Source organism: Priestia sp. VA7, assembly GCF_055710015.1.
Map to the genome: position 1 here is coordinate 1 of NZ_JBVQPN010000006.1, position 25243 is coordinate 25243.

Genomic DNA, 25243 nt, shown 5'->3' on the forward strand with positions numbered 1-25243 from the left:
AATCTCTTGTCTGGTGGCGATAGCGAAGAGGTCACACCCGTTCCCATACCGAACACGGAAGTTAAGCTCTTTAGCGCCAATGGTAGTTGGGACTTTGTCCCTGTGAGAGTAGGACGTTGCCAGGCAAATAAAAAGACTAGTCATTCAATGACTAGTCTTTTTTGTTTCTAAAAATTACAGCGTGAATTTAACTTTTAAATTATGTTACACTATAGTGGATTCATTTAATTTTTTATTATAAAAGTTCTTTTTGACGTTGTAAGAAACTTCTTTCAAACTGGAGGCTGCATTTTGGGTAAGAAATCAAAAAAAGTACTATACGAATTACAAGAAAATGAAACAATCGCAAGTTGTTTAGATCGGATGAAAAAAGATGGGTATATGCCCGTTCGACGCATGGAAAAGCCTATCTTTGAAGAAAAAGAAATAAATGGTAAAAAAGAGTATGTTCCGGTAAAGCAACAGATTGTTTTCGAAGGGAAAAGTCTCTAAATACGAACATTTTAATGATAAAAATAGTAAATATTCGATTTTTAGGTTGACTTTTTTCCGGTTTGGCTGTTATTATTAAGTTGTCAATAGAGATATCCGAAACCTCATATAATAGTGGGAATATGGCCCACGAGTTTCTACCCGATGACCGTAAATCATTGGACTATGAGGAGAGTACAATTACTAAATAGGTAAACATGATTCCTTTTCAAAAGGAATGTTGATACATGAAACCTAGGGTAGTTGTGGCTTTCCTTTAGTGAGCCATAACTTTACCCTAGGTTTTTTTATAACGTGAAAAAGGAGCTTTTATTCATGAATGTAAAAGTTGCTGTTGTAATGGGCAGTCAGTCAGACTGGAGCACTATGAAATATGCGTGTGACATTTTAGATGAATTAAATATTGAATATGAAAAGAAAGTTGTATCAGCACATCGAACGCCGGATTATATGTTTGAGTACGCTGAAACTGCTAAAGAACGAGGGATTAAAGTTATGATTGCTGGCGCTGGTGGCGCTGCTCACTTACCTGGTATGATTGCTGCAAAAACAATTTTACCTGTAATAGGTGTACCGGTTAAATCAAGTAACTTAAACGGTTTAGATTCACTTTTATCGATTGTTCAAATGCCGGGCGGCGTACCGGTAGCTACAGTAGCTATTGGAAAAGCTGGTTCTACGAACGCTGGCCTGCTAGCAGCACAAATCTTAGCAACACAGGATCCAACGTTAAGTGATCAACTTGAAAATCGTAGAGAGTCTATTAAATCATCCGTGTTAGAAAGTAGTGATCAACTTGTCTAATTTACTTATACCTCCTGGTAAAACAATTGGAATCGTAGGCGGTGGACAGCTAGGAAGAATGATTGCACTATCTGCTAAAGAAATGGGTTATTACATTGCAGTGCTTGAACCAACAGAAGATTCTCCTTGCGGTCAAGTAGCAGATATTAAAGTCATTGGCAACTATGATGATAGAAAAGCGGTTGAACAGCTTGCTGAAGTGTCAGATGTCATCACCTATGAATTTGAAAACGTTGATGTTGAGATGATGAAATGGCTAGAAACAAAATGCTACGTGCCACAAGGCAGTCATTTACTAGCCGTTACACAAAATCGTCGTTTAGAAAAAGAAATGATTACAAAGCTTAATCTAGACGTTCCTGATTACGCAATCGTTACGACTGAAGAAGAACTTTTAAAAGCTGTCGAAACAATTGGTTATCCATGTGTCGTAAAAACTTGCCGAGGCGGATATGACGGTAAAGGGCAAGTTCTAGTGAAAAATGAGAATAATATTCGTGAAGCAGCTGAGCTATTAGCACAGTCGGAATGCATTGTAGAACAGTGGATGAACTTAGATAAAGAAGTATCAGTTATTGTACACCGCAATGCAAAAGGCGAAACGGTATGTTTACCAGTAGCTGAGAACATTCATAAGCATCATATTTTGCACCAAACGATTGTTCCGGCACGTATTACAGCAGATCAAGAAGCGAAAGCTCTTCAATATGCGCAAGAAATAGCAAAAGGATTAGATTTAGTTGGCACATTAGCAGTTGAGATGTTCCTAACTGAAGAAGGTCAGCTTTATATAAATGAAATGGCACCTAGACCTCATAATTCAGGTCATTATTCAATCAATGCTTGTGATCTTTCTCAATTTCAGCAGCATGTAAGAGCCATTTGTAACTGGACCCTAGCACAACCGACTTTATTAAAACCTGCTGTTATGGTTAACCTATTAGGGGAACATATTGAGAACACAATGGCAAAAATCGAATGTTTAGATGATATGCACTTGCATTTGTACGGAAAAAAAGTTGCAAAAGAGAAGAGAAAAATGGGACATATCACGGTATTAGCTGATAAGATAGATGAGGCGATAGAAAAAGCCGAATCTCTAGGAATTTGGGAAAGAACGGAGGAAGTAACAACATGATTGAACGTTATACAAGACCAGAAATGGCAGCTATTTGGACAGAAGAAAATAAATTTAAAGCTTGGTTAGAAGTTGAAATTCTAGCTTGCGAAGCATGGTCAGAATTAGGACATATTCCGAAAGAAGATGTAAAGTTAATTCGTCAAAATGCATCTTTTGATATTAACCGCATCAATGAAATTGAACTAGAAACGCGTCATGACGTAGTAGCTTTCACTCGTGCAGTATCTGAAACGCTTGGTGAAGAGCGCAAGTGGGTACACTACGGTTTGACTTCAACTGACGTAGTTGATACAGCTCTATCTTATTTATTAAAGCAAGCTAATGAAATCTTGCTAAGTGACGTAGAGCGCTTTGTAGAAGTACTAAAGGAAAAAGCTCAAGAACATAAGTATACGGTTATGATGGGACGCACGCACGGTGTACACGCTGAGCCAACGACATTTGGTTTGAAAATGGGATTATGGTACGAAGAAATGAAGCGTAACCTAGAGCGTTTAAAACGTGCTGCAGCTGAAGTGGAATTCGGTAAAATGTCAGGAGCAGTTGGAACGTTCGCTAACATCGATCCTTTCGTTGAAAAATACGTATGTGAGAAATTAGGAATTTCACCAGCACCAATCTCTACGCAAACATTACAGCGTGACCGTCATGCACACTATATGTCAGTACTAGCGTTAATTGCGACATCTATTGAGAAATTTGCAGTAGAAGTTCGCGGTCTTCAAAAGAGTGAAACACGTGAGGTTGAAGAGTACTTTGCAAAAGGTCAAAAAGGTTCATCTGCAATGCCTCATAAACGTAATCCAATCGGTTCTGAGAACGTAACGGGACTTGCTCGCTTAATTCGCGGCTATATGGTTACAGCTTATGATAATGTACCGCTTTGGCATGAGCGTGACATCTCTCATTCATCGGCAGAGCGTGTCATCTTACCTGATGCAACGATTGCTTTAAATTACATGTTAAATCGTTTTGCAAACATTGTTAAAAACTTAACAGTATTCCCTGACAACATGAAGCGCAACATGGATCGTACACTAGGATTAATTTACTCACAGCGTGTACTGTTAACACTAATCAATAAAGGCATGGTACGCGAAGAAGCATACGACTTAGTACAGCCAAAAGCAATGGAAGCATGGGAAACGCAAGTTCCTTTCCGTTCTTTAATTGAAGGCGAAGAGCGCATTACTCGCCACTTATCACCAGAAGAGATTGAAGATTGCTTCGATCATAAGCACCATTTAAAAAATGTAGATATGATTTTTGAACGTTTAGGTCTTTAATAAAAAAGGCAAGGCACGTCCTTGCCTTTATCTAAGAAAGTGTATCTGAATATTCTGTATGTAGAGGTGACAGCATGGAAAAGCAAGAGTTACTTTATGAAGGAAAAGCGAAAAAAATTTACGCTACTGATGAGCAAGATGTATTGTGGGTTGCTTATAAAAATGAAGCTACAGCATTCAACGGTCAGAAAAAAGCGGAGATTAGCGGAAAAGCACAGTTGAACAATCAAATTAGTAGTTTACTATTTTCAATGTTACATGAGCAAGGGATTACAACTCACTTTGTGAAGCAGCTTTCAGATCATGAACAAGCGGTTAAGAAAGTAGAAATTGTCCCGCTTGAAGTTGTTGTACGAAATGCTACAGCAGGAAGCCTTGCGAAGCGAATTGGCGTAGAAGAAGGTATTCGTTTTGAACAGCCAATCGTTGAACTTTACTACAAAGATGATGCGCTTGGTGATCCATTAATTCTTGCAGAACATGCGATTTTCCTTAAAGCTGCAACTCAAGAAGAGATTGATAGTTTAAAGGCACAAGCACTTCAAATCAACGAAATATTATCGAAATTTTTCAAAGATAAAGATATTTTCTTAGTGGATTTTAAATTAGAATTCGGCCGTACTTCTCAAGGCGACATTATTTTAGCGGATGAAATTTCACCTGACACTTGCCGCTTCTGGGATGTTCATACGAACGAAAAATTAGATAAAGATGTATTCCGCAGAGATTTAGGCGGTTTAACAGAAGCATACGAAAAAATCTTACAGCGAATCGGAGGATAACCCAACCATGTATAAAGTAAAAGTATTTGTCACATTAAGAGAAAGTGTATTAGACCCTCAAGGAGTAGCCGTTAAAAATTCATTGCACCGTATGTCTTATGAAGAAGTAGAAGAAGTACGCATCGGTAAATTTTTAGAGCTAACAATCGACAGCACAGATTCATTAGATGAACGCGTAAAAGAAATGTGTGAAAAGCTTTTAGTTAATACAGTAATTGAAGATTACCGTTACGAGGTTGAGGAGGTTGTCGTACAGTGAAATTTGCTGTAATTGTTTTTCCAGGATCAAACTGTGACGTCGATATGTATCATGCTATCAAAGATGAGCTTGGTGAAGAAGTAGATTACGTTTGGCACGATACAGAATCATTAGATCAATATGATGGTATCTTGCTTCCAGGCGGTTTCTCATATGGAGATTACCTTCGTTCAGGTGCTATCGCTCGCTTCTCAAATGTAATGGACGCTGTAAAAAAGGCAGCAAGCCAAGGAAAGCCAGTACTAGGTGTATGTAATGGATTCCAAATTTTATTAGAAGCAGGATTACTGCCAGGTGCTATGCGCCGTAATGAAAACTTAAAATTCATCTGTAAAACAGTGAATTTGAAAGTAGCTAATAACGAAACAATGTTTACAAATGCTTATGGCAAAGATGAAGTAATTGCTATTCCAGTGGCACACGGTGAAGGCAACTACTATTGTGATGAACACACGTTACAAAAATTGATTGAAAACAACCAGATTCTTTTCCAATACGCAGGTGATAATCCAAATGGAAGTCTTCAAGATATTGCAGGGATTACAAACGAAACAGGCAACGTATTAGGAATGATGCCTCACCCAGAAAGAGCGGTAAGCGATCTTTTAGGAAGCGCGGACGGACTTAAATTATTTCAATCAATCGTAAAGCAGTGGAGGGAACAAAATGTCGTTACTTCTTGAACCAAATGTAGAGCAAATTAAAGAACAAAAGTTATATCGAGACATGGGATTAACAGACGAAGAGTTTGCGAATGTAGAGCAACTGCTTGGTCGTACTCCTAATTATACAGAAACAGGCTTATTCTCTGTTATGTGGTCAGAGCACTGCAGTTATAAAAACTCTAAGCCTGTACTGAAAAAATTCCCTATCACGGGTGAAAAAGTATTACAAGGTCCTGGTGAAGGAGCTGGTATCGTTGATATTGGTGACAACCAAGCCGTTGTATTTAAAATCGAAAGTCATAACCATCCATCAGCGATTGAACCTTATCAAGGAGCAGCAACTGGTGTAGGTGGTATCATTCGTGACGTCTTTTCAATGGGAGCAAGACCGATTGCACTTTTAAACTCTTTGCGTTTTGGTGAATTAACATCTCCAAAGGTTCGTCATTTGTTTGAGGAAGTAGTAGCGGGAATCGCGGGTTACGGTAACTGTGTAGGAATCCCAACAGTAGGCGGAGAAATTCAGTTTGAAGCTTCATATGAAGGAAATCCGCTTGTTAACGCTATGTGTGTGGGTTTAATTAATCACGAAGATATTCAAAAAGGTCAAGCTAAAGGCGTTGGCAACACGGTTATGTACGTAGGAGCAAAAACCGGCCGCGACGGCATCCACGGCGCAACATTTGCTTCTGAAGAACTATCTGATCAGTCAGATGAAAAACGTCCTGCTGTACAAGTAGGAGATCCATTTATGGAAAAGCTTCTTCTTGAAGCTTGCCTAGAACTTATCAAGTGTGACGCTTTAGTCGGTATTCAAGATATGGGTGCTGCGGGCTTAACAAGTTCTTCAGCAGAGATGGCAAGTAAAGCGGGTTCTGGTATTGAAATGAACCTTGATCTTGTACCTCAGCGTGAAACAGGTATGACACCATATGAAATGATGCTTTCAGAATCTCAAGAGCGCATGCTCATCGTTGTTGAAAAAGGCCGTGAAAATGAAATCGTAGAAATCGTAGAAAAATACGGATTAGAAGCTGTTTCAGTTGGTCACGTAACCGACGATAAGCGCCTTCGTTTAACTCATAACGGAGAAGTAGTAGCAGATGTTCCTGTAGATGCATTAGCAGAAGATGCACCGGTATACCACAAGCCATCTCAAGAACCAGCATACTATCGTGAGTTCCAAGAGCAATCAGCATATGCTCCTACTGTTGAAAATTACAGTGATATGTTAGTAACACTTTTAAAACAGCCTACTATTGCAAACAAAGAGTGGGTTTACAACCAATATGACTATCAAGTACGTACAAACACAGTTGTATCTCCTGGATCTGATGCGGCGGTTGTTCGTGTACGTGATACAAATAAAGCATTAGCGATGACAACAGACTGTAACTCTCGCTATTTATACCTAGACCCAGAAGTAGGCGGCCGTATTGCAGTAGCAGAAGCTGCTCGTAACCTTGTATGTTCAGGTGCACAGCCTCTTGCAATTACAGACTGCTTAAACTTCGGTAACCCTGAAAAACCAGAAATCTTCTGGCAAATTGAAAAAGCAACAGACGGTATGAGCGACGCTTGCCGTGAGCTATCGACTCCGGTTATCGGCGGTAACGTATCTCTTTACAATGAAACAAAAGGTGAAGCAATTTACCCAACTCCTGTTATCGGAATGGTTGGTTTGATCGACGATATCAACCATATTACAACTCAATATGCGAAGCAAAAAGATGACTTAATCTATGTTATTGGTAAAGCTGAAGCAGAATTCGCAGGTACTGAGCTTCAAAAAGTACTAGAAAACGGTACGGTATTTGGGCATTCACCTAAATTAGATTTAGCAGTTGAAAAAACACGTCAAGATCAGCTTCTTCAAGCAATTCGTGAAGGCGCAGTTCAATCTGCTCACGATATTGCAGAAGGAGGATTCGCGGTAGCCCTAGCTGAAAAAGTGATGAACGGCAGCGGATTAGGTGTGGACGTAACGGTAGACGGCGAAGCAACAGCAGAGCTATTCAGTGAAACACAATCACGTTTTATCGTAACGGTTTCTCCAGAGAATAAAGAAAAATTCGAAATGCTTGTACAAGATGTAACATTAGTAGGACGCGTAACAGAAGACGCAACATTAACTGTTAAACATCAAGAAAATGTTCTTGTTCAATTATCAGTTGAAGAATTAACTACTGCTTGGAAAGGAGCGCTTCCATGCTTGCTGAAATCAAAGGCTTAAACGAAGAATGTGGCGTATTCGGTGTATGGGGACATGAAAATGCAAGCCAGATTGCTTATTACGGTTTGCATAGCTTGCAGCACCGCGGACAAGAAGGCGCTGGTATTGCTGTAACAGACGGAGAAAAAGTGACAGTAATGAAAGGTGTCGGTCTTGTTAACGAAGTATTTGGCCACGGAGAGTTAGAGCAACTAAACGGTAAAGCAGCAATTGGACACGTTCGTTATGCAACAGCTGGAGGCGGAGGGTTTGAAAATGTTCAACCCCTTCACTTCCGCTCTCATAGCGGAAGCCTTGCGTTAGCTCATAATGGAAACTTGGTTAATGCAAATGCATTAAAGCATCAGCTGGAAAACCAAGGGAGTATTTTTCAATCAACATCAGATACAGAAGTACTTGCTCATTTAATTAAACGAAGCGGCTATGAAGATATGAAAGATAAAGTAAAAAATGCTTTATCCATGGTTAAAGGCGCATACGCATTCGTTATCTTAACAGAAGATACGATGATGGTTGCACTTGACCCTCACGGATTGCGTCCGTTATCAATTGGACGATTAGGTGATGCTTATGTAGTAGCTTCTGAAACATGTGCGTTTGATATTGTTGGAGCAGTTCATGAGCGTGATGTAGAGCCGGGTGAATTACTCATTATTAATGATGAAGGTATTCAATCAGAACGTTTCACATTAAACGTAAACCGCGCAATTTGCAGTATGGAATATATTTATTTCTCAAGACCAGACAGTAATATTGATGGAATCAATGTTCACTCTGCTCGTAAAAACCTTGGGAAACAACTTGCAGTTGAGTCACCGATTGAAGCAGACGTTGTAACAGGCGTTCCTGATTCAAGTATTTCAGCAGCGATCGGTTTTGCAGAACAGTCAGGAATTCCATACGAATTGGGTTTAATTAAGAATCGATACGTAGGCCGTACGTTCATTCAGCCTTCACAAGAATTGCGTGAACAAGGTGTAAAAATGAAGCTGTCTCCTGTACGTAAAATTGTAGAGGGTAAACGTGTTGTCATGGTAGATGACTCTATCGTTCGCGGCACAACAAGCCGTCGCATTGTTCGTATGCTTCGAGAAGCAGGAGCAACTGAAGTACATGTACGCATCAGTTCACCCCCTATCAAAAATCCATGTTTTTATGGAATTGACACGTCGTCATCCTCTGAGCTAATTGCTGCTACGCGCTCTGTTGAAGAAATTCGTGAATTGATTGAAGCTGATTCACTTGTTTTCTTAAGCAACGAAGGGTTAGTAGATGCAATCGGCAGACAGTATGAAGGCAACGGCGGACAGTGTATGGCATGTTTCACTGGAAAGTATCCAACTGAAATTTATCCAGATACTGTACACCCTCATGAAAAGGTAACTTGTTAGTTTTAACGTAAAAAAGGAGTGACAACATGTCATATTCATATAAACAAGCTGGAGTTGACTTAGAAGCAGGATATGAAGCTGTTTCACGTATTAAAAAGCACGTAGAACGCACTGCTCGTGCAGGTATTATGGGAACAGTGGGTGGCTTTGGCGGAATGTTCGATTTATCTACATTGAATTTAAAAGAGCCTGTTCTTGTTTCTGGTACAGATGGAGTAGGAACAAAATTGAAACTTGCTTTTCAAATGGATAAGCATGACACGATCGGTGTGGATGCAGTGGCCATGTGTGTAAACGACGTTTTAGCACAAGGAGCAGAGCCTCTTTACTTCTTAGATTATATTGCTTGCGGGAAAGCAGTTCCTGAAAAAATTGAATCGATTGTAAAAGGAATTGCAGACGGCTGTGAACAATCCAACTGTGCGTTAATTGGCGGAGAAACAGCTGAAATGCCAGGTTTATACGAAGAAGATGAATATGATCTTGCAGGATTTACAGTAGGAGCAGTAGAAAAGTCAGAAATTATTACTGGAGATGAGATTAAAGCTGGACAGCTGTTAATCGGTATTTCATCTAGCGGTATCCACAGCAATGGCTACTCTCTTGTACGTAAAATCGTTGATGATCAAGGATTAAATCTTCAAGAAACTTACGCTGGTTTTAACGAAAAGCTTGGAGTTGAGTTATTAACACCAACAAAAATATACGTGAAGCCGGTCCTAAAAGCATTACATGCAGCTAAGATTGCAGGTATGGCTCATATTACTGGAGGCGGATTTGTTGAAAATATCCCTCGTATGCTTCCTGAAGGTTTAGGTGTAGAAATCGATTACGGTTCTTGGCCAATTCCATACGTGTTTGATTTCCTTGAAGAGCAAGGCAAGCTAGACCGTAAAGAAATGTTCGAAGTATTCAACATGGGAATCGGATTTGTTTTAGCTGTTGAACCTGAAGATATGAATAAAGTCATTGAAGCAATTGAAAACGAAGGCGAAAAAGCATTTGTTATCGGACGTGTCAAAGAAGGAACAGGTGTTGAATTTGCTGGAGGGACGTTTGCATGATAAATATTGCAGTGTTTGCTTCTGGAAACGGCAGTAACTTTCAATCCATCTACGAAGCAACTCAGTCAGGTCGATTAAAAGCAAATATCGCGCTTGTTGTTTGCAATAAACCCGATGCATACGTAATTGAACGAGCAAAAGCATGTGGAATACCATGCTTTGTTTGTTCGCCTAAAAACTATGAAAATAAAGAAGCGTATGAAGCAGCCATTCTTGCAGAGCTTACATCAGCTAAAGTAGAATTTCTTGTTTTAGCAGGATATATGCGATTAGTTGGTTCGACGTTGCTTAAGCCATACAAAAATCGTATTGTTAATATTCACCCTTCGCTTTTACCTGCATTTCCTGGGATTGATGCTATTGGTCAAGCTTTTGATGCAGGAGTAAAAGTGATTGGAATTACCGTGCATTTTGTAGATGAAGGCATGGATACAGGACCAATTATTGATCAGCAGGCTATTCGCATTGAAAAAGGCGATACAAGAGAAACAGTTGAGGCCCGTATTCATGAAATTGAACATCAATTTTATCCCGCGGTACTGAATGAATTATTTGAACAAGCCGCAGTTAAATAAATAGGATGGAACCTTGTCAAAAAAGTTTTAATCCTTTACTATGGTAGAGTAGTAGTGAAAGAAAGATTTTAAATGAGAGATCGGATCAGGAGGAGTTTACAAAATGACAGCAAAACGCGCGCTTATTAGCGTATCTGATAAAGAAGGTATTGTTTCATTTGCACAAGAATTAAAGGACTTAGGAGTAGAAATTATTTCAACTGGCGGTACGAAGCGTACCCTAGAAGAAAACGGCATTGACGTTATCGGAATCTCTGAAGTAACTGGTTTCCCAGAAATTTTAGACGGCCGTTTAAAAACATTGCATCCTAACGTTCACGGTGCTTTATTAGCGTTACGCGATAATGAAGAGCATCAAGCTCAAATGAAAGAGCATAATATCTCGCCAATCGACTTTGTAGTTGTAAACTTATACCCATTTAAAAAGACAATTGAAAAAGAGGATGTAACGCTTGCTGAAGCGATTGAGAATATTGACATCGGTGGACCTACAATGCTTCGTTCAGCTGCGAAAAACTATCGTTCTGTCTCAGTTGTAGTAGATCCAAGCGATTACGCAACCGTAGTAGAAGAGTTAAAAGCGGATGGCAATGTTTCATTTGAAACCAACCAACGATTAGCAGCAAAAGTATTCCGTCATACGGCAGCTTATGATGCATTAATCGCTGAATACTTAACAAACATTACAGGTGAAACAACTCCTGAGAAATTAACAGTAACGTATGAGCGTGTTCAAGGCTTACGATACGGAGAAAATCCTCACCAACAAGCTTCTTTCTATAAAAAGCCGTTAACACAAAAAGGTTCTATTGCAACAGCTACGCAGCTGCATGGAAAAGAGTTATCATACAATAATATCAACGATGCAAACGCAGCTCTTCAAATCGTAAAAGAATTCAAAGAGCCGGCTATCGTAGCGATCAAACATATGAATCCTTGCGGTGTAGGTGTGGGTGAAACAATTGCTCAAGCTTATCAAAAAGCATACGAAGCGGATCCTACATCTATCTTTGGCGGCATCGTAGCAGCTAACCGTCCTATCGACCGTGAAACGGCTATTCAGTTAAAAGAAATCTTCTTAGAAATCATCATTGCTCCTGCGTTCGATCAAGAAGCATTAGATGTATTAACAGCTAAGAAAAACCTTCGTTTACTAACGATAGAGCTTGATGAAAAAGCAGAAAAAGAAGCTTTCTTAACATCTGTAAAAGGCGGCGTGCTTGTTCAGGATGAAGATGTGTTCGGATTTGATGATGCAACGATTACTGTTCCAACGAAACGTGAGCCAACAGAAAAAGAGTGGGCAGATTTAAAATTAGCATGGAAAGTTGTTAAGAATGTTAAGTCTAATGCTATTGTACTTGCGAAAGATGACATGACAATTGGCGTCGGAGCTGGTCAAATGAATCGCGTAGGCGCTGCAAAAATTGCGATTGAACAAGCTGGTGAAAAAGCACAAGGTTCAGCTTTAGGTTCAGATGCGTTCTTCCCAATGGGCGATACAGTAGAAGCAGCAGCTAAAGCAGGAATCACAGCTATTATTCAGCCGGGCGGATCAATTCGTGATGAAGAGTCAATTGCAAAAGCAGATGAATACGGCATTGCAATGGTATTTACAGGCGTAAGACATTTTAAACATTAATGAGGTGAAGAACGTGAATGTTTTAGTTATTGGAAAAGGCGGAAGAGAGCATACAATTGCATGGAAAGCTTCAAAAAGTCCACTTGTTAACGAAGTGTTTGTAGCACCAGGAAATCCGGGCATGAGAGATGTGGCAACGATTGTACCAATCGATGAAAGCAGCCAAGAAGAGCTTGTGCAGTTTGCAAAAGAAAACAAGATTGGATTAACAATTGTTGGACCAGAAAATCCGCTAATTGAAGGCATTGTTGATCGGTTTGAACAAGAAGGTCTTCCAGTCTTTGGACCGCGCAAGCAAGCAGCGATGATTGAAGGAAGCAAAAGCTTTGCAAAAGAGCTCATGAAAAAGTATGATATTCCAACCGCAGCGTATGAAACATTTACGTCTTACGAGGAAGCAAAAGCATATGTGGAAAAGCAAGGCGCTCCAATTGTTATTAAAGCAGACGGCTTAGCAGCTGGTAAAGGTGTAACTGTTGCTTTAACAGTAGAAGAAGCCGTAGATACATTACGTGATTTTCTAGTTGACCAAAAGTTTAAAGAAGCAAGTGCAAAAGTAGTTGTAGAAGAATTTTTGGATGGTGAAGAATTTTCATTAATGGCATTTGTACGCGGTACAAATGTATATCCAATGGTAATTGCACAAGATCATAAGCGTGCTTTTGACGGCGATCAAGGTCCGAACACAGGAGGCATGGGAGCTTACTCTCCTGTTCCGCAAATCAGTGATGCAGAAGTACAAGAGGCTTTAGAAAACATCTTACTTCCAATGGCTAAAGGATTAGCTGAAGAAGGCTGTGAGTATACAGGAATTCTATATGCTGGTCTGATTCAAACACAAAAAGGACCAAAAGTGATTGAATTTAATGCGCGTTTTGGAGATCCTGAAACACAGGTTGTACTGCCGCGTATGAAAAGCGATTTAGTCGATGTGCTTCTTCGCATTTTGAAAGAAGAAAAAGTAGAAATTGAATGGGATGACGAAGCGGCTATCGGAATCGTATTAGCAGCAGCAGGCTACCCAGAAGATTATCAAAAAGGTGCGCCAATTAACGGGTTGGATGCGATTAGTGAAGACGCGCTTGTTTTCCACGCTGGTACAGCTTTAGAAAACGACACATACGTTTCAAACGGGGGCCGCGTTCTATTAGTAGGTGCCAAAGGAGCAACCCTTCAAGAAGCGCAGCAAGAAGTATACAAACAAATGGCTCATATCGATGTAGAAAAAGGCTTTTTCTATCGCAAAGACATTGGCCATCGTGCATTAACAAAAGCAGCTTTAAAATAAAAAAGGAGAGCTCCGGCTCTCCTTTTTACCTTATGAAGGATTATACGTTTCTTCGTTTCCGTTTGGATGGTGTTCATGTTCATCATGTTTTTGACATGAATCATATGCGTACGTAAGGGGACAAAAACGCGTGATGCCTTCTGCAACTTTTAAAGCGCCCATTAACCCTAGGAAGATGTATGAATCTTTGTACGGTCTGCGAGATAAACGAGATGTTGTCCAAGAAAGAAGGGTAAAGCCCAGCGTAAGTCGAATTAATGCGTTAACAATGCCGATATTTGGTTTCATGTTTTATCACCTTTATTCATAAAATTAATAACAGTTTCTGAATGCGTTTACATCACGGATGTGTTACGATAAAAATACATAGTAAATTAGGGGGAATTTAGCATGCCGGAACAAAGATACCGCTGGAAAAGCAAACATATTAGACAGCAGCTCTTAGTATTAAACGGTCAAAAAGCACCAACTATTGTCTTAAAAGATGCAACATATTTGAACGCTCGAATGAAGCAGTGGAAAAAAGCACATATTTGGGTTTACCAAGATCGTATTGTATACGTCGGCTCAGAGATGCCTAAGCACACGGACGCTTCTACAGAGATTATAGACTGCAGTGAGAAATATGTGGTTCCTGGGTATATTGAGCCCCATGTTCACCCGTTTCAGTTATATAATCCCCAGACTTTTTCCCAATATGCAGCCAAGCACGGAACAACGACTTTGTTTAATGATAATTTAATTCTCGCTTTACAGCTCGAACAAAAAACGGCGTTTTCATTGATTGAAGAAATGAAAACGTTACCACAATCGCTGTATTGGTGGTGCAGATTTGATTCGCAGACGGAAATTGATGAAGAGGCTGACATCTTCTCACATACGAACATTACTTCTTGGCTACAAAATGAAGCTGTCTTACAAGGAGGCGAACTGACAAGTTGGCCGAAGCTTTTAGACGGAGATGATTTAATGCTTCACTGGGTTCAAGAGACAAAACGGATGAGAAAGCACATTGAAGGACATTTTCCAGGGGCGTCAGCATTTACCTTGGCAAAAATGAAATTGCTCGGAGCAGACAGCGATCATGAGTCTATGACAGGGGAAGATGTTGTTGCTCGGTTAACGCAAGGCTATGACGTTGCTTTGCGCCACTCTTCAATTCGGCCAGATTTGCCAAAATTGCTGCAGGAGTTAAAAGAGCTGCAGGTAGATTATTTTGACCATATCACGATGAATACAGACGGTTCTCCGCCTTCTTTTTACCAAAACGGCGTGTCAGATATGTTAATTACATTAGCTATTTCAGAAGGAGTTCCCGTGTTAGATGCTTATAATATGGTGTCTGTAAATATTGCCCGCTATTACAACATGGAACATTTGCATGGGCATGTAGCAACAGGCTGTGTGGCTAATATTAATATTTTAGAAGATCCTATGCGGCCTACTCCGGTATCTGTGCTAGCAAAAGGAAAGTGGATGAAAAAAGAAGGCAAAGAACAAGCATTAGCCTCAGTAGAATTTCCTTGGGAAAAGTTTGGTTTTTCACCGTTAAAGTTGGACTTTGATTTAACGATGGACGATTTTCAATTTTCAATGCCAGTAGGCGTAAAAATGAAAAATGCTGTTATTATGGAGCCGTATTCAATTCACTTGAATGTGAGCGGAGATGTATTAGCCTCTGATCATGATGAAAGTTTTTTAGTGCTGGTGGACCGAGAAGGCAAGTGGCGGATCAATACGCTGTTAAAAGGATTTGCGACAAATGTATCGGGACTGGCGAGTTCATTTTCAAATACAGGTGATTTTATTTTAATTGGAAAATCGAAAAAAGATATGATGTGTGCATTCAAACGTATGAAAGAAATTGGAGGCGGTATTGTCATTACAGAAGATGAGAAAGTAGTATACGAACTGGTTCTTCCGTTAAAAGGAGTCATGTCAAACCTGCCGATGGAGGAGTTAAGTAAACGAGAGGTAGAACTCAAGAAAGTGCTGGGTGAGCGAGGATACAAGCACGATGATCCTGTCTATTCACTGCTGTTCTTTTCGTCTACACATTTGCCCTATATTCGTATCACGCCAGTAGGAATTTATGATGTTATGAATAAAAAAGTACTTTTTCCGTCTATAATGCGTTAAAATATAAAAGTATCAAAGGAATTTGAAATTTGTATGAAATTGGCTGTCTTCATACAGAATGAATGTATGTGCAAATAAATATAGAAACTGTATTTTATAGATAGAAACAACCAGTAAAGAAAGCCAATGATAAAGGAGTTCGATACGATGCAAATCAACAAACTACGAGGAAAAGAATTAGATCAGCTATTTCAAGCGATTTTATCATTAGAAAACCTTGAAGAATGCTATCAATTTTTTGATGACCTATGTACAGTTAATGAAATTCAATCATTAGCACAGCGCTTAGAAGTAGCAAGAATGCTGCGAGAAGGCAACACGTACCATAAAATTGAGACGGAAACTGGAGCAAGCACAGCGACTATTTCCCGTGTTAAACGCTGCTTGAATTATGGAAGCGATGCGTATCAAATGGTGTTAGAACGCCTTCAAGAAGATTCGAATCAAAAGTAAAGCGTATGGCTGAAGCAGCCATACGCTTATTTTTTAATTAAAATTGAGTTGCTTCTTCAATGATATTTTTAAGGTCGCTAATTGCTACACGTTTTTGTTCCATTGTGTCGCGGTTACGGATTGTTACTTGATTGTCTTCTAATGAATCGAAATCGAATGTAATACAGAACGGCGTACCGATTTCATCATGGCGACGGTAACGTTTACCGATTGAACCAGCATCATCATAGTCAATCATAAAGTATTTTGCTAAATCTTCAAAGACAGCGCGAGCTTCGTTAGAAAGCTTTTTAGAAAGTGGCAATACAGCAGCTTTAAATGGTGCTAAAGCAGGGTGAAGCTGCATAACTGTACGAGAAGAGCCATCTTCTAACGTTTCTTCTTCATATGCATCAATCATATAAGCTAATGTTACACGGTCAGCGCCTAAAGAAGGCTCGATGCAGTAAGGTACATAGCGTTCGTTTGTTTCTTGATCAACATATTGGAAGTCTTCTCCCGAGTGTTCCATATGCTGCTTTAAGTCATAGTCTGTACGAGAAGCTACGCCCCATAGTTCTCCCCAGCCGAATGGGAACTTGTATTCAAAGTCTGTTGTTGCATTACTGTAGTGAGAAAGTTCATCATCATCATGGTCGCGAAGACGAACATTTTCTTCTTTCATACCAAGAGAAAGAAGCCATTTATTACATGTTTCTTTCCAGTAGTTAAACCACTCTAATTCAGTGCCTGGTTTACAGAAGAATTCAAGTTCCATTTGTTCAAATTCACGCGTACGGAATGTGAAGTTACCAGGTGTAATTTCGTTACGGAAGCTTTTACCCACTTGGCCGATACCGAACGGAAGCTTTTTACGCATTGAGCGCTGAACGTTTTTAAAGTTTACGAAAATACCTTGAGCTGTTTCAGGACGAAGGTAAATTTCATTTGTTGATGTTTCAGTTACACCTTGGTGCGTTTTGAACATTAAGTTAAATTGACGAATTTCAGTGAAGTTAGCTGAACCACACTCAGGACATGTAATTTCATGTTCTTTAATTAAGTCAGCCATTGCATCAAATGAAAGGCCGTCTACGATCATTTCAATGCCTTTTTCTTGAAGTTTTTCTTCAATTAATTTATCGGCACGATGACGGGCTTTACAATCCTTACAGTCGATCATTGGGTCATTAAAGTTTCCTAAGTGACCAGAAGCTTCCCATGTTTTTGGATTCATTAAAATCGCAGCGTCTAAACCAACGTTGTATGGAGATTCTTGAATGAATTTTTTCCACCATGCTTTTTTAATATTGTTTTTTAATTCTACGCCAAGCGGGCCGTAATCCCATGTATTTGCAAGACCGCCGTAAATTTCAGATCCTTGAAATACAAAGCCGCGGTGTTTAGCGTGAGATACGATTTGATCCATTGTTTTTGACATTCTAATTCCTCCTGTAAATGGTAGTGATTCAAGCGAAACGAAAAGAGCGGGTACAAAAAAACTCTCGTCCCTGGGCATATCAACAATATGCCCAGGGACGAGAGTTTTTCCCGCGGTTCCACCCTGGTTGATACAAAATGTATCCACCTTCGTCTGTATATACTCCAGATTGCCTTTTCCTTAAACCATTCTCTAGGCTCTCACCGTCCCTAGTTCGCTTTGTGAAGAGGATTTAAGTACTATTGATCCTTCAGCGTATATCATATGAATTTTAGTAGCTATATATTAGCATATCCTATGCAGAGAAACAATAACCTTGTGCAAAATGGGCTTTTTTTGTGATGTTTTCTTCCGGGATTTGAGGATAAAACCATATCTTTTCACCATATTTTTTGAAAACAAAAAACGTGATGAAAAGTTCGGTTTTCCTTTCATTTCACCCTCTTAGTTTTGTTATAATGAACAAATGGACGAGCGCGAACTTTTAAGTGTAAAGAAATGGAGGAACATATATGTATGATATTAAAGAGTGGAGACATGTCTTTAAATTAGATCCTAATAAAGAGATTTCAGATGCAGATTTAGAGAAAATTTGCGAATCCGGCACGGATGCGGTTCTTGTCGGAGGATCTGATGGAGTGACTCTAGACAATGTACTGCAGCTGTTAATGCGTATTCGCCGCTACACGGTGCCGTGTGCGCTTGAAGTATCAACAATTGACTCTGTAACACCTGGGTTTGATTCTTATTTTATTCCGACCGTTTTAAACAGCAAGGATCCAAAGTGGATTGTTGATTTACATCACGCGGCTATGAAGGAATACGGAGAGATCATGGACTGGGATGAAATTTTTGTAGAAGGATACTGCGTACTTAACCCCGAAGCAAAAGTAGCTGCGCTAACGGAAGCGAAAACAGATTTGGATGCAGAAGACGTTGTAGCGTATGCTCGTATGGCTGAACGCATGTTTCATTTGCCCGTTTTCTATCTAGAATACAGCGGAACATATGGAGACCCTGCATTAGTGGCAGAGGTGAAAAATTCGCTAAATGAGACGAAGTTATTTTACGGCGGAGGTATTGAGACAAAAGAGCAAGCGAGTGAGATGGGGGAGCTTGCCGATACGGTTATTGTAGGAAATGTTATTTATACAAATTTATCGGAAGCGTTAAAAACTGTAAAAGCGGTAAAAAAGAATATTGCACAGTGAAAAATAAATGAAGTAGAATAGAGAATATATGTTCGATATAGGCGGTGAAAACGTGAATTTTTTAAGTGAAAAATTATTAACAGGATTAAACCCTCAGCAGCAAGAGGCAGTTAAAACGACTGACGGACCATTATTACTTATGGCCGGTGCAGGAAGTGGAAAAACACGTGTATTAACGCATCGAATTGCGTTTTTAATGGCGGAAAAAGAAGTTGCACCTTGGAATATTTTAGCGATTACCTTCACAAACAAAGCAGCTCGTGAAATGAGAGAGCGTGTGGCAAGTATTGTTGGCGGAGTGGCAGAAGACATTTGGATTTCAACCTTCCACTCGATGTGCGTGCGTATTTTACGAAGAGATATTGATCGTATTGGTTTTAATCGTAACTTTACGATTTTAGATTCAACGGATCAGCTGTCCGTTATTAAAAACATTTTAAAAGATCAAAACATCGATCCAAAAAAATTCGATCCGCGTTCGCTATTAGGAAGCATTAGTTCAGCTAAAAATGAACTGAAAGTAGCGGAAGAATTTGATAAAACAGCAGCGGGACCTTATGAAGAAGTTGTAAGCAAAGTCTACAAAGAGTATGAAAAGCGTTTAAAGAAAAACCAAGCGCTCGATTTTGATGATTTGATTATGACAACGATTCAGCTATTTAAACGAGTTCCTGAAGTGTTAACTTACTATCAGCGCAAGTTTCAATATATTCATGTGGACGAGTATCAAGATACAAACCATGCACAGTATATGCTGGTTCGCTTGCTGGCTGCAAGATTTGAAAATGTATGCGTAGTAGGGGATTCAGATCAGTCTATTTACCGCTGGCGCGGGGCTGATATTACAAATATCTTGTCATTTGAAAAAGATTACCCAAAAGCCAAAACTATTTTGCTTGAACAAAATTATCGTTCAACTAAAACGATTTTGGCTGCGGCAAACGGCGTCATTGCAAACAATATGAATCGTAAAGTGAAAAACTTATGGACGGAAAACGATGAAGGCCAGAAGATTTATCATTACCAAGCAATGAGTGAGCATGATGAAGCACAGTTTGTAGCACGTAAAATTAAAGAAGCAGTAGACAGCGGAAAGCGTAAATACAGTGATTTTGCCATTTTGTATCGTACAAATGCACAGTCTCGTGTGATGGAGGAAGTGCTGTTAAAATCCAATATTAATTATACAATTGTCGGCGGCATTAAGTTCTACGACCGCAAAGAGATTAAAGATTTGCTTGCATACTTGCGCTTAATTGCCAACCAAGATGATGACATTAGCTTAGCTCGTATTGTGAACGTTCCAAAGCGCGGAGTTGGAGCTACTTCAGTCGATAAAGTGGCCAATTACGGAAACGTTCATGACATTTCTATTTTCAAAGCGCTGGATGAAGTAGAATTAATGGGGTTAACAGGCAAAGCAACAAAAGCCCTTCGTGATTTCCAATCGATGATTTCGAACTTAGCTCAAATGCAAGACTATATGTCTGTTACAGAGCTTGTGGAACAAGTATTAGAAAGAACAGGATACCGTGAAGCGCTTAAAGTGGAAAAAACAATTGAAGCACAAAGCCGCTTAGAGAATATTGATGAGTTTTTATCTGTCACAAAAACGTTTGAAGAAGCAAGTGAAGATAAAAGCTTAGTAGCATTTTTAACCGATTTAGCACTTGTTGCTGATATCGATAAGCTTGAAGACGAGGAAGAAGAAGAGAACGAACAAGTGATTCTGATGACGCTTCACTCGGCAAAAGGTCTAGAGTTCCCGGTTGTTTTTCTAATGGGTATGGAAGAAGGCGTATTCCCTCATAGCCGATCATTATTCGAAGATAATGAAATGGAAGAGGAACGACGCTTAGCCTACGTAGGGATTACGCGTGCTGAACAAGAATTGTATTTATTAAATGCTCAAATGCGCACACTATTTGGTAAAACAAACGTTAATCCAAAATCCCGCTTCATTGGAGAAATCCCAAGCGAGCTTGTGGAATCTTTAAATGAGGCAATGCGCAAACCTGCTGCTAGTCGTTCAGGGGCTTCAGCTTCGCCGTTTGCAGCGCGCCGACAAGCGGCTGTGGCAAAAACGAAGCTTGTGTCAACAGGCAGTGAATCAATTGGATGGAGCGTTGGAGATAAGGCCGAGCATAAAAAATGGGGAATTGGTACAGTTGTAAGTGTAAAAGGAGAAGGAGATTCAAAAGAATTAGACATTGCTTTTCCTAGTCCTACAGGTGTAAAAAGACTGCTTGCTAAATTTGCCCCGGTTACGAAAGTGTAATCGTGAAAAGGAGCTAGAATATGGAGTTTGAGACAGCAAAATCACGCGTTCAAGAATTACGTGACTTATTAAATCAATATGGCTATGAATATTATGTGTTAGATCAGCCATCTGTTCCAGATGCAGAATACGATAAATTAATGAATGAGTTAATTGAGATAGAAGAATCATTTCCAGAATTAAAAACAGCTGACTCACCTACTCAGCGCATCGGCGGCCAAGTGCTCGATGCGTTTGAGAAGGTTCAGCATCAAACGTCTATGCTAAGTTTAGGAAATGCATTTAATGAAGAAGATCTTCGGGATTTTGATCGCCGAGTGCGCCAAGCCGTTGGAGATGGGTTTTCTTATGTATGCGAACTTAAAATTGACGGCCTTGCTGTATCTCTTCGCTATGAAGATGGATACTTAGTGCTGGGGGCTACGCGCGGAGACGGTACGACTGGTGAAAATATTACTGAAAACTTAAAAACAATTCGCTCTATTCCACTGCGAATTAAAGAACCGTTATCAATGGAAGTTCGCGGAGAAGCATTTATGCCGAGAAAATCATTCAAAGCACTTAATGAAGCAAAAATGGAAAGGGATGAAGTTCCGTTTGCTAACCCGCGTAACGCAGCTGCAGGCTCACTGCGTCAGCTAGATCCTAAAATTGCGGCAAAACGTAATTTAGATATCTTTGTATATGCCATGACTGATACAGGAGAATTAGAAATCGACTCTCACAGCGAAAGTTTGAATTTACTCGATGAGCTTGGTTTTAAAACAAATAAGGAAAGACAGACGTGTGAAACCATTGATGATGTGATTGCTTACATCGAAAGCTGGCAAACGCAACGTCCAGAACTATCTTATGATATTGATGGCATTGTTGTAAAAGTAGATTCATTTGATCAGCAGGCTGAGCTTGGAACAACGGCCAAAAGTCCACGTTGGGCTATTGCTTATAAGTTTCCTGCTGAAGAAGTTGTAACCAAGCTTGTAAATATTGAGCTGACGGTAGGCCGTACAGGTGTCATTACGCCAACAGCTATTTTGGAGCCTGTTCAAGTAGCAGGTACGACGGTACAGCGTGCGTCTCTTCACAATGAAGATTTGATTCGTGAAAAAGACATTCGCATCGGAGATTATGTCGTAGTGAAAAAAGCAGGAGATATTATTCCTGAGGTAGTGAATGTGATTGAGGAGAAGCGAACGGGAGAAGAGCAAGAGTTTACGATGCCTACTCACTGTCCGGAATGTGAAAGTGAACTGGTGCGTTTAGAAGAAGAAGTTGCGCTTCGCTGCATTAATCCAAGCTGTCCTGCTCAAATTCGTGAAGGACTTATTCATTTCGTGTCCCGCAATGCGATGAACATTGATGGACTTGGTGAAAAAGTTATATCGCAATTATTTCGCGAACAGTTAATTAAAGACGTAGCGGATATTTATACGCTGACAAAACATCAGTTAATCGAGCTTGAGCGCATGGGTGAGAAATCTGCTGATAATTTGATTGCAGCCATCGAAGCATCGAAAGAAAATTCGCTTGAGCGTTTGCTTTTTGGTTTGGGCATTCGCCATGTCGGAGCAAAAGCTGCAAAGACGTTAGCTCAGCACTTTGAAACCATAGACAAGTTAACAAAAGCAACGTATGATGAATTAGTGGCAATTAATGAAATTGGTGCCAAAATGGCTGATGCTATTGTTGCTTACTTTACACAAGAAGAGGTTCAAGAACTTATACATGAATTAAAAGAGTATGGAGTAAACCTTACATACAAAGGACCCAAGCTTGTAAGTGTAGAAAATGTAGATTCTGTTTTTGCTGGTAAAACCGTTGTATTAACAGGTAAGCTTGAACAGCTATCTCGCAATGAGGCAAAAGCACGAATTGAAGCACTTGGCGGTAAAGTCACAGGAAGCGTAAGTAAAAAGACAGACCTTGTTGTGGCAGGGGAAGAGGCTGGTTCCAAACTGACAAAAGCTAACGAGCTTGAAATTGAAGTATGGGATGAGGCAAGGCTACTTACGGAATTAAATAAATAAGAGGTGTGTGTAGTTGAAAAAGATATTGTTACTTTCTCTTGCGGTCATGCTTGTAACTTCAGCGTGTGCACCGAATCTTTCGGACGATAAAGAGACTGTTCAACAAACCAACAACAAGAAAGAAAAAGCAGTTATTCCGAAGTATAGTATTTCAGATGATTATTACCGAACAATTCTTCCATTTAAAGCGGGAGTGGCAAGAGGCTTAGTAGCAGCAAACTTAAACAACCGCTTGGATGCGCAAGAATTTGAAACAGGCTTAATGCGCTTATCGACAGATAGCTATTCTCCGAAAAAATATGTGTATCAAGAAGGCCAGTACCTTGATAAAGATACTATTCGCTCATGGTTAAGCCGTAAGCTGAGCGATAAACAGTTTAAAGATCTTCAAAGTAAAACAAAAGATAAGACGGCGAAAAAGAAGCTTAAAAACAATGGGTTAAATCCAATCGATACGGAAAAAGGCGATTTGAAAACTCGTAACGAAACAAGCCCAATGTACTTAGCGAACATTACTGAGCAAGATTACCTTATCCAAGACGGAGACGACAAGGTAAAACTTGGAGGCGTCACAATTGGCCTGGCGATGAATTCCGTTCATTATTATACAGAAGAAAATGGCTATGCTCGTGAAGTGAAGCTTACAAATAAAGAGATTGAAGCCCAAGGAAAGCAAATGGCAGATGAGATTGTTAAGCGTATGCGCGACATCAAAGGCCTAGAAAATGTGCCAGTTCGAGTAGCGCTATTCAAACAAAGTGCTAAGTCTTCTTTAACACCGGGTAACTTTATAGCTGTCGGAAATGCAGGTTCAAATGATACGGCCGTTGGCAGCTGGGATAATTTAGACGAGCAATATTATTTATTCCCATCATCAGATGCAACAAAAGATCATCGAGACGATGCGATGAAATTTGATGAGTTTAAAGCGCAAATCGAAGACTACTTCCCGAACTTTACAAGCGTAGTAGGGAAAGGGTATTACAAAGATGGACAGCTTCAAAAGATGACGATTGATATTCCCGTACAATTTTACGGAAAAGGTGAAATTGTAGGATTTACTCAGTACGTTGCTGGTTTAATGCTTGATCATTTCCCTTCATATATGGAAACGAGTATCTCTATTAACTCAGTAAGCGGACCGGAAGCTCTCATTGTTAGAAAAGCAGATGAAGACAAGCCGTTCGTTCATATTTACGAAGAGTAAGCAAAAAAGACACTGCTCAAGCAGTGTCTTTTTCTAATTCTATGAGATTGCCTCCTATGAAGGAATGGCGTGAGAATTTTGTCTTGTAAACTTAGCAAGATAATAAGCAGCAAATGCAAACGCATCTTGTTCGGTTGTCCGCTCTTCATACGGGCGCTTTTTATCCAGCTCAAATTCTTTCTGATAATAAGGGATGTGATCTTGAATATAGTGGCGCAGCTCGTGAAAGATCGTTTCAACAAGCGGAAGATAGTCCTCAAATTTAAAAATAAATATAATGCCGACTTCTCGCCAGTAGACGCCTGATGCAAACTGCAGGTATTCTGCTTCTTCTTCTCCAAGAGCAGAGACAATTTTATTGGCTTCGCATGAATCACAAAAAATGATAGGAATATGAAAGGCTTTATTTAAACAAGCAAAAACATCTTTTTGCAAGGTGGGCAAATCCCATTTGAATTCTTCATCTAATACAAACCATCTTCCGCTTTGCTGATACACAGGGCGCTGGTGGATGACTGACTGTATAAGTATTTTATTCAATTTTTATAGCACCTCTTTTACGGTAAAGTAGTTATTCGTTTTCTTTACTTTCCCAAAGACTAGTGAAATTAAAACATGGTGGTGTGTTCATCTGAAGCATGTTTCTCTTTCTATCTATCTTTTCTAAAAAGAAGGTTATTTTATACCTATGCCAGAGAGAAATATTTTATGATAAAGGAAAAGTATGGAATGTTGTTTGAATGAAATAGATTTGGTATAAAATAGAAGTGATAAATGTAAGCCCTGTCTTGCCTGGCGGGGTTTTTAATATTTTAGGAACTAGTCTCAGAAATGTTGCCTGTTGCTAGTGAAGTTTGGTATTATCAGTATATTGTAGTGGGACGAA

The 25243-nt window shown here is 39.7% G+C and carries 22 protein-coding genes, 1 rRNA gene and 1 riboswitch; of the genes, 20 read left to right on the forward strand and 3 right to left on the reverse strand.

The genetic code is table 11. The features are described 5' to 3' along the window. The first annotated feature begins 9 nt into the window (after window positions 1–9). The 14 genes from rrf to purD all read left to right on the forward strand — a co-directional run bounded on the left by rrf (window position 10) and on the right by purD (window position 13622). A 5S ribosomal RNA gene (rrf, locus tag AC0C45_RS23955) occupies window positions 10–125 on the forward strand. Between the two features lie 166 nt (window positions 126–291). After that, window positions 292–492: an NETI motif-containing protein gene (locus tag AC0C45_RS23960; protein WP_014461942.1), complete on the forward strand. Its 201-nt coding sequence runs from the start codon at window positions 292–294 to the stop codon at window positions 490–492. Window positions 493–576: 84 nt separating this feature from the next. Further along, a riboswitch (purine riboswitch) is annotated at window positions 577–678 on the forward strand. A gap of 129 nt (window positions 679–807) precedes the next feature. Then, window positions 808–1296 carry a 5-(carboxyamino)imidazole ribonucleotide mutase gene (gene purE / locus AC0C45_RS23965; protein ID WP_047933001.1) on the forward strand — a complete coding sequence of 163 codons (489 nt, stop codon included), beginning with the start codon at window positions 808–810 and terminating at the stop codon, window positions 1294–1296. Continuing rightward, a complete protein-coding gene (gene purK / locus AC0C45_RS23970; protein ID WP_013081438.1) occupies window positions 1289–2434 on the forward strand; it encodes a 5-(carboxyamino)imidazole ribonucleotide synthase in 1146 nt (381 codons plus the stop codon). The genes purE and purK overlap by 8 nt, the downstream gene beginning before the upstream one ends. After that, window positions 2431–3723, forward strand: a complete 1293-nt coding sequence (purB, locus tag AC0C45_RS23975) for an adenylosuccinate lyase (protein WP_013055036.1) — start codon at window positions 2431–2433, stop codon at window positions 3721–3723. Before purK ends, purB begins: the two co-directional genes overlap by 4 nt. A gap of 74 nt (window positions 3724–3797) precedes the next feature. Continuing rightward, complete coding sequence (gene purC, locus AC0C45_RS23980; protein ID WP_013055037.1) at window positions 3798–4505, forward strand: phosphoribosylaminoimidazolesuccinocarboxamide synthase; 708 nt, start codon at window positions 3798–3800, stop codon at window positions 4503–4505. A gap of 7 nt (window positions 4506–4512) precedes the next feature. Further along, the gene (purS, locus tag AC0C45_RS23985) at window positions 4513–4764 is read left to right on the forward strand and encodes a phosphoribosylformylglycinamidine synthase subunit PurS (RefSeq protein ID WP_013055038.1); all 252 of its coding nucleotides are present in this window, start codon (window positions 4513–4515) and stop codon (window positions 4762–4764) included. Continuing rightward, entirely contained in the window at window positions 4761–5447 is a 687-nt protein-coding gene (gene purQ / locus AC0C45_RS23990; RefSeq protein WP_013055039.1) for a phosphoribosylformylglycinamidine synthase subunit PurQ, read from the forward strand. The genes purS and purQ overlap by 4 nt, the downstream gene beginning before the upstream one ends. Next, window positions 5431–7662: a phosphoribosylformylglycinamidine synthase subunit PurL gene (gene purL, locus AC0C45_RS23995; protein WP_237893300.1), complete on the forward strand. Its 2232-nt coding sequence runs from the start codon at window positions 5431–5433 to the stop codon at window positions 7660–7662. Before purQ ends, purL begins: the two co-directional genes overlap by 17 nt. Further along, window positions 7638–9053 carry an amidophosphoribosyltransferase gene (purF, locus tag AC0C45_RS24000; RefSeq protein WP_013055041.1) on the forward strand — a complete coding sequence of 472 codons (1416 nt, stop codon included), beginning with the start codon at window positions 7638–7640 and terminating at the stop codon, window positions 9051–9053. The genes purL and purF overlap by 25 nt, the downstream gene beginning before the upstream one ends. Window positions 9054–9079: 26 nt before the next feature. Next, a complete protein-coding gene (gene purM, locus AC0C45_RS24005) occupies window positions 9080–10117 on the forward strand; it encodes a phosphoribosylformylglycinamidine cyclo-ligase (RefSeq protein WP_013081441.1) in 1038 nt (345 codons plus the stop codon). After that, complete coding sequence (gene purN / locus AC0C45_RS24010) at window positions 10114–10692, forward strand: phosphoribosylglycinamide formyltransferase (RefSeq protein WP_014461934.1); 579 nt, start codon at window positions 10114–10116, stop codon at window positions 10690–10692. The genes purM and purN overlap by 4 nt, the downstream gene beginning before the upstream one ends. Window positions 10693–10795: 103 nt before the next feature. After that, window positions 10796–12334 carry a bifunctional phosphoribosylaminoimidazolecarboxamide formyltransferase/IMP cyclohydrolase gene (gene purH / locus AC0C45_RS24015; RefSeq protein WP_025752921.1) on the forward strand — a complete coding sequence of 513 codons (1539 nt, stop codon included), beginning with the start codon at window positions 10796–10798 and terminating at the stop codon, window positions 12332–12334. Window positions 12335–12347: 13 nt separating this feature from the next. After that, the gene (gene purD / locus AC0C45_RS24020) at window positions 12348–13622 is read left to right on the forward strand and encodes a phosphoribosylamine--glycine ligase (RefSeq protein WP_472928898.1); all 1275 of its coding nucleotides are present in this window, start codon (window positions 12348–12350) and stop codon (window positions 13620–13622) included. Between the two features lie 30 nt (window positions 13623–13652). On the opposite strand, the gene AC0C45_RS24025 is transcribed toward purD, so the two are convergent. Beyond that, entirely contained in the window at window positions 13653–13910 is a 258-nt protein-coding gene (locus AC0C45_RS24025; RefSeq protein ID WP_016762773.1) for a YgaP family membrane protein, read from the reverse strand. Window positions 13911–14012: 102 nt separating this feature from the next. On the opposite strand from AC0C45_RS24025, the gene AC0C45_RS24030 reads away from it, so the two are divergent. Together AC0C45_RS24030 and AC0C45_RS24035 are read left to right on the forward strand one after the other, a co-directional pair. After that, window positions 14013–15761, forward strand: a complete 1749-nt coding sequence (locus AC0C45_RS24030; RefSeq protein ID WP_171777775.1) for an adenine deaminase C-terminal domain-containing protein — start codon at window positions 14013–14015, stop codon at window positions 15759–15761. Between the two features lie 147 nt (window positions 15762–15908). Next, window positions 15909–16214 (forward strand): YerC/YecD family TrpR-related protein, encoded by a 306-nt coding sequence (locus AC0C45_RS24035; protein WP_013081447.1) that lies wholly within the window; start codon window positions 15909–15911, stop codon window positions 16212–16214. 37 nt (window positions 16215–16251) lie between these two features. Here AC0C45_RS24035 and AC0C45_RS24040 read toward each other — a convergent pair whose 3' ends face one another. Then, window positions 16252–17634 carry a glycine--tRNA ligase gene (locus AC0C45_RS24040; RefSeq protein WP_013055049.1) on the reverse strand — a complete coding sequence of 461 codons (1383 nt, stop codon included), beginning with the start codon at window positions 17632–17634 and terminating at the stop codon, window positions 16252–16254. Window positions 17635–18146: 512 nt separating this feature from the next. Between AC0C45_RS24040 and pcrB the strand changes: the two genes are divergently transcribed. From pcrB to AC0C45_RS24060, 4 genes are read left to right on the forward strand one after another with little or no spacing between them, the layout of a single operon-like run. Continuing rightward, window positions 18147–18845, forward strand: coding sequence for a heptaprenylglyceryl phosphate synthase (gene pcrB / locus AC0C45_RS24045; RefSeq protein WP_033580830.1), 699 nt, complete (start codon window positions 18147–18149; stop codon window positions 18843–18845). Between the two features lie 28 nt (window positions 18846–18873). Further along, window positions 18874–21123 (forward strand): DNA helicase PcrA, encoded by a 2250-nt coding sequence (gene pcrA / locus AC0C45_RS24050; protein ID WP_080967577.1) that lies wholly within the window; start codon window positions 18874–18876, stop codon window positions 21121–21123. Window positions 21124–21143: 20 nt separating this feature from the next. After that, window positions 21144–23150 (forward strand): NAD-dependent DNA ligase LigA, encoded by a 2007-nt coding sequence (gene ligA / locus AC0C45_RS24055; protein WP_047933016.1) that lies wholly within the window; start codon window positions 21144–21146, stop codon window positions 23148–23150. Window positions 23151–23163: 13 nt separating this feature from the next. Further along, window positions 23164–24357 (forward strand): CamS family sex pheromone protein, encoded by a 1194-nt coding sequence (locus AC0C45_RS24060; RefSeq protein WP_034654682.1) that lies wholly within the window; start codon window positions 23164–23166, stop codon window positions 24355–24357. Window positions 24358–24411: 54 nt separating this feature from the next. On the opposite strand, the gene AC0C45_RS24065 is transcribed toward AC0C45_RS24060, so the two are convergent. Then, window positions 24412–24897, reverse strand: a complete 486-nt coding sequence (locus AC0C45_RS24065) for a DUF3920 family protein (RefSeq protein ID WP_034654683.1) — start codon at window positions 24895–24897, stop codon at window positions 24412–24414. Window positions 24898–25243: the final 346 nt, after the last annotated feature.

Excerpts from the sequence above, each read along its gene's own strand:
- purE (WP_047933001.1), top strand. The coding sequence starts at position 808 with ATGAATGTAAAAGTTGCTGTTGTAATGGGCAGTCAGTCAGACTGGAGC.
- purB (WP_013055036.1), top strand. The coding sequence starts at position 2,431 with ATGATTGAACGTTATACAAGACCAGAAATGGCAGCTATTTGGACAGAA.
- purC (WP_013055037.1), top strand. The coding sequence starts at position 3,798 with ATGGAAAAGCAAGAGTTACTTTATGAAGGAAAAGCGAAAAAAATTTAC.
- purS (WP_013055038.1), top strand. The coding sequence starts at position 4,513 with ATGTATAAAGTAAAAGTATTTGTCACATTAAGAGAAAGTGTATTAGAC.
- purL (WP_237893300.1), top strand. The coding sequence starts at position 5,431 with ATGTCGTTACTTCTTGAACCAAATGTAGAGCAAATTAAAGAACAAAAG.
- purF (WP_013055041.1), top strand. The coding sequence starts at position 7,638 with ATGCTTGCTGAAATCAAAGGCTTAAACGAAGAATGTGGCGTATTCGGT.
- purM (WP_013081441.1), top strand. The coding sequence starts at position 9,080 with ATGTCATATTCATATAAACAAGCTGGAGTTGACTTAGAAGCAGGATAT.
- purN (WP_014461934.1), top strand. The coding sequence starts at position 10,114 with ATGATAAATATTGCAGTGTTTGCTTCTGGAAACGGCAGTAACTTTCAA.
- purH (WP_025752921.1), top strand. The coding sequence starts at position 10,796 with ATGACAGCAAAACGCGCGCTTATTAGCGTATCTGATAAAGAAGGTATT.
- AC0C45_RS24025 (WP_016762773.1), bottom strand. The coding sequence starts at position 13,910 with ATGAAACCAAATATCGGCATTGTTAACGCATTAATTCGACTTACGCTG.
- AC0C45_RS24030 (WP_171777775.1), top strand. The coding sequence starts at position 14,013 with ATGCCGGAACAAAGATACCGCTGGAAAAGCAAACATATTAGACAGCAG.
- AC0C45_RS24035 (WP_013081447.1), top strand. The coding sequence starts at position 15,909 with ATGCAAATCAACAAACTACGAGGAAAAGAATTAGATCAGCTATTTCAA.
- AC0C45_RS24040 (WP_013055049.1), bottom strand. The coding sequence starts at position 17,634 with ATGTCAAAAACAATGGATCAAATCGTATCTCACGCTAAACACCGCGGC.
- pcrB (WP_033580830.1), top strand. The coding sequence starts at position 18,147 with ATGTATGATATTAAAGAGTGGAGACATGTCTTTAAATTAGATCCTAAT.
- pcrA (WP_080967577.1), top strand. The coding sequence starts at position 18,874 with ATGTTCGATATAGGCGGTGAAAACGTGAATTTTTTAAGTGAAAAATTA.
- ligA (WP_047933016.1), top strand. The coding sequence starts at position 21,144 with ATGGAGTTTGAGACAGCAAAATCACGCGTTCAAGAATTACGTGACTTA.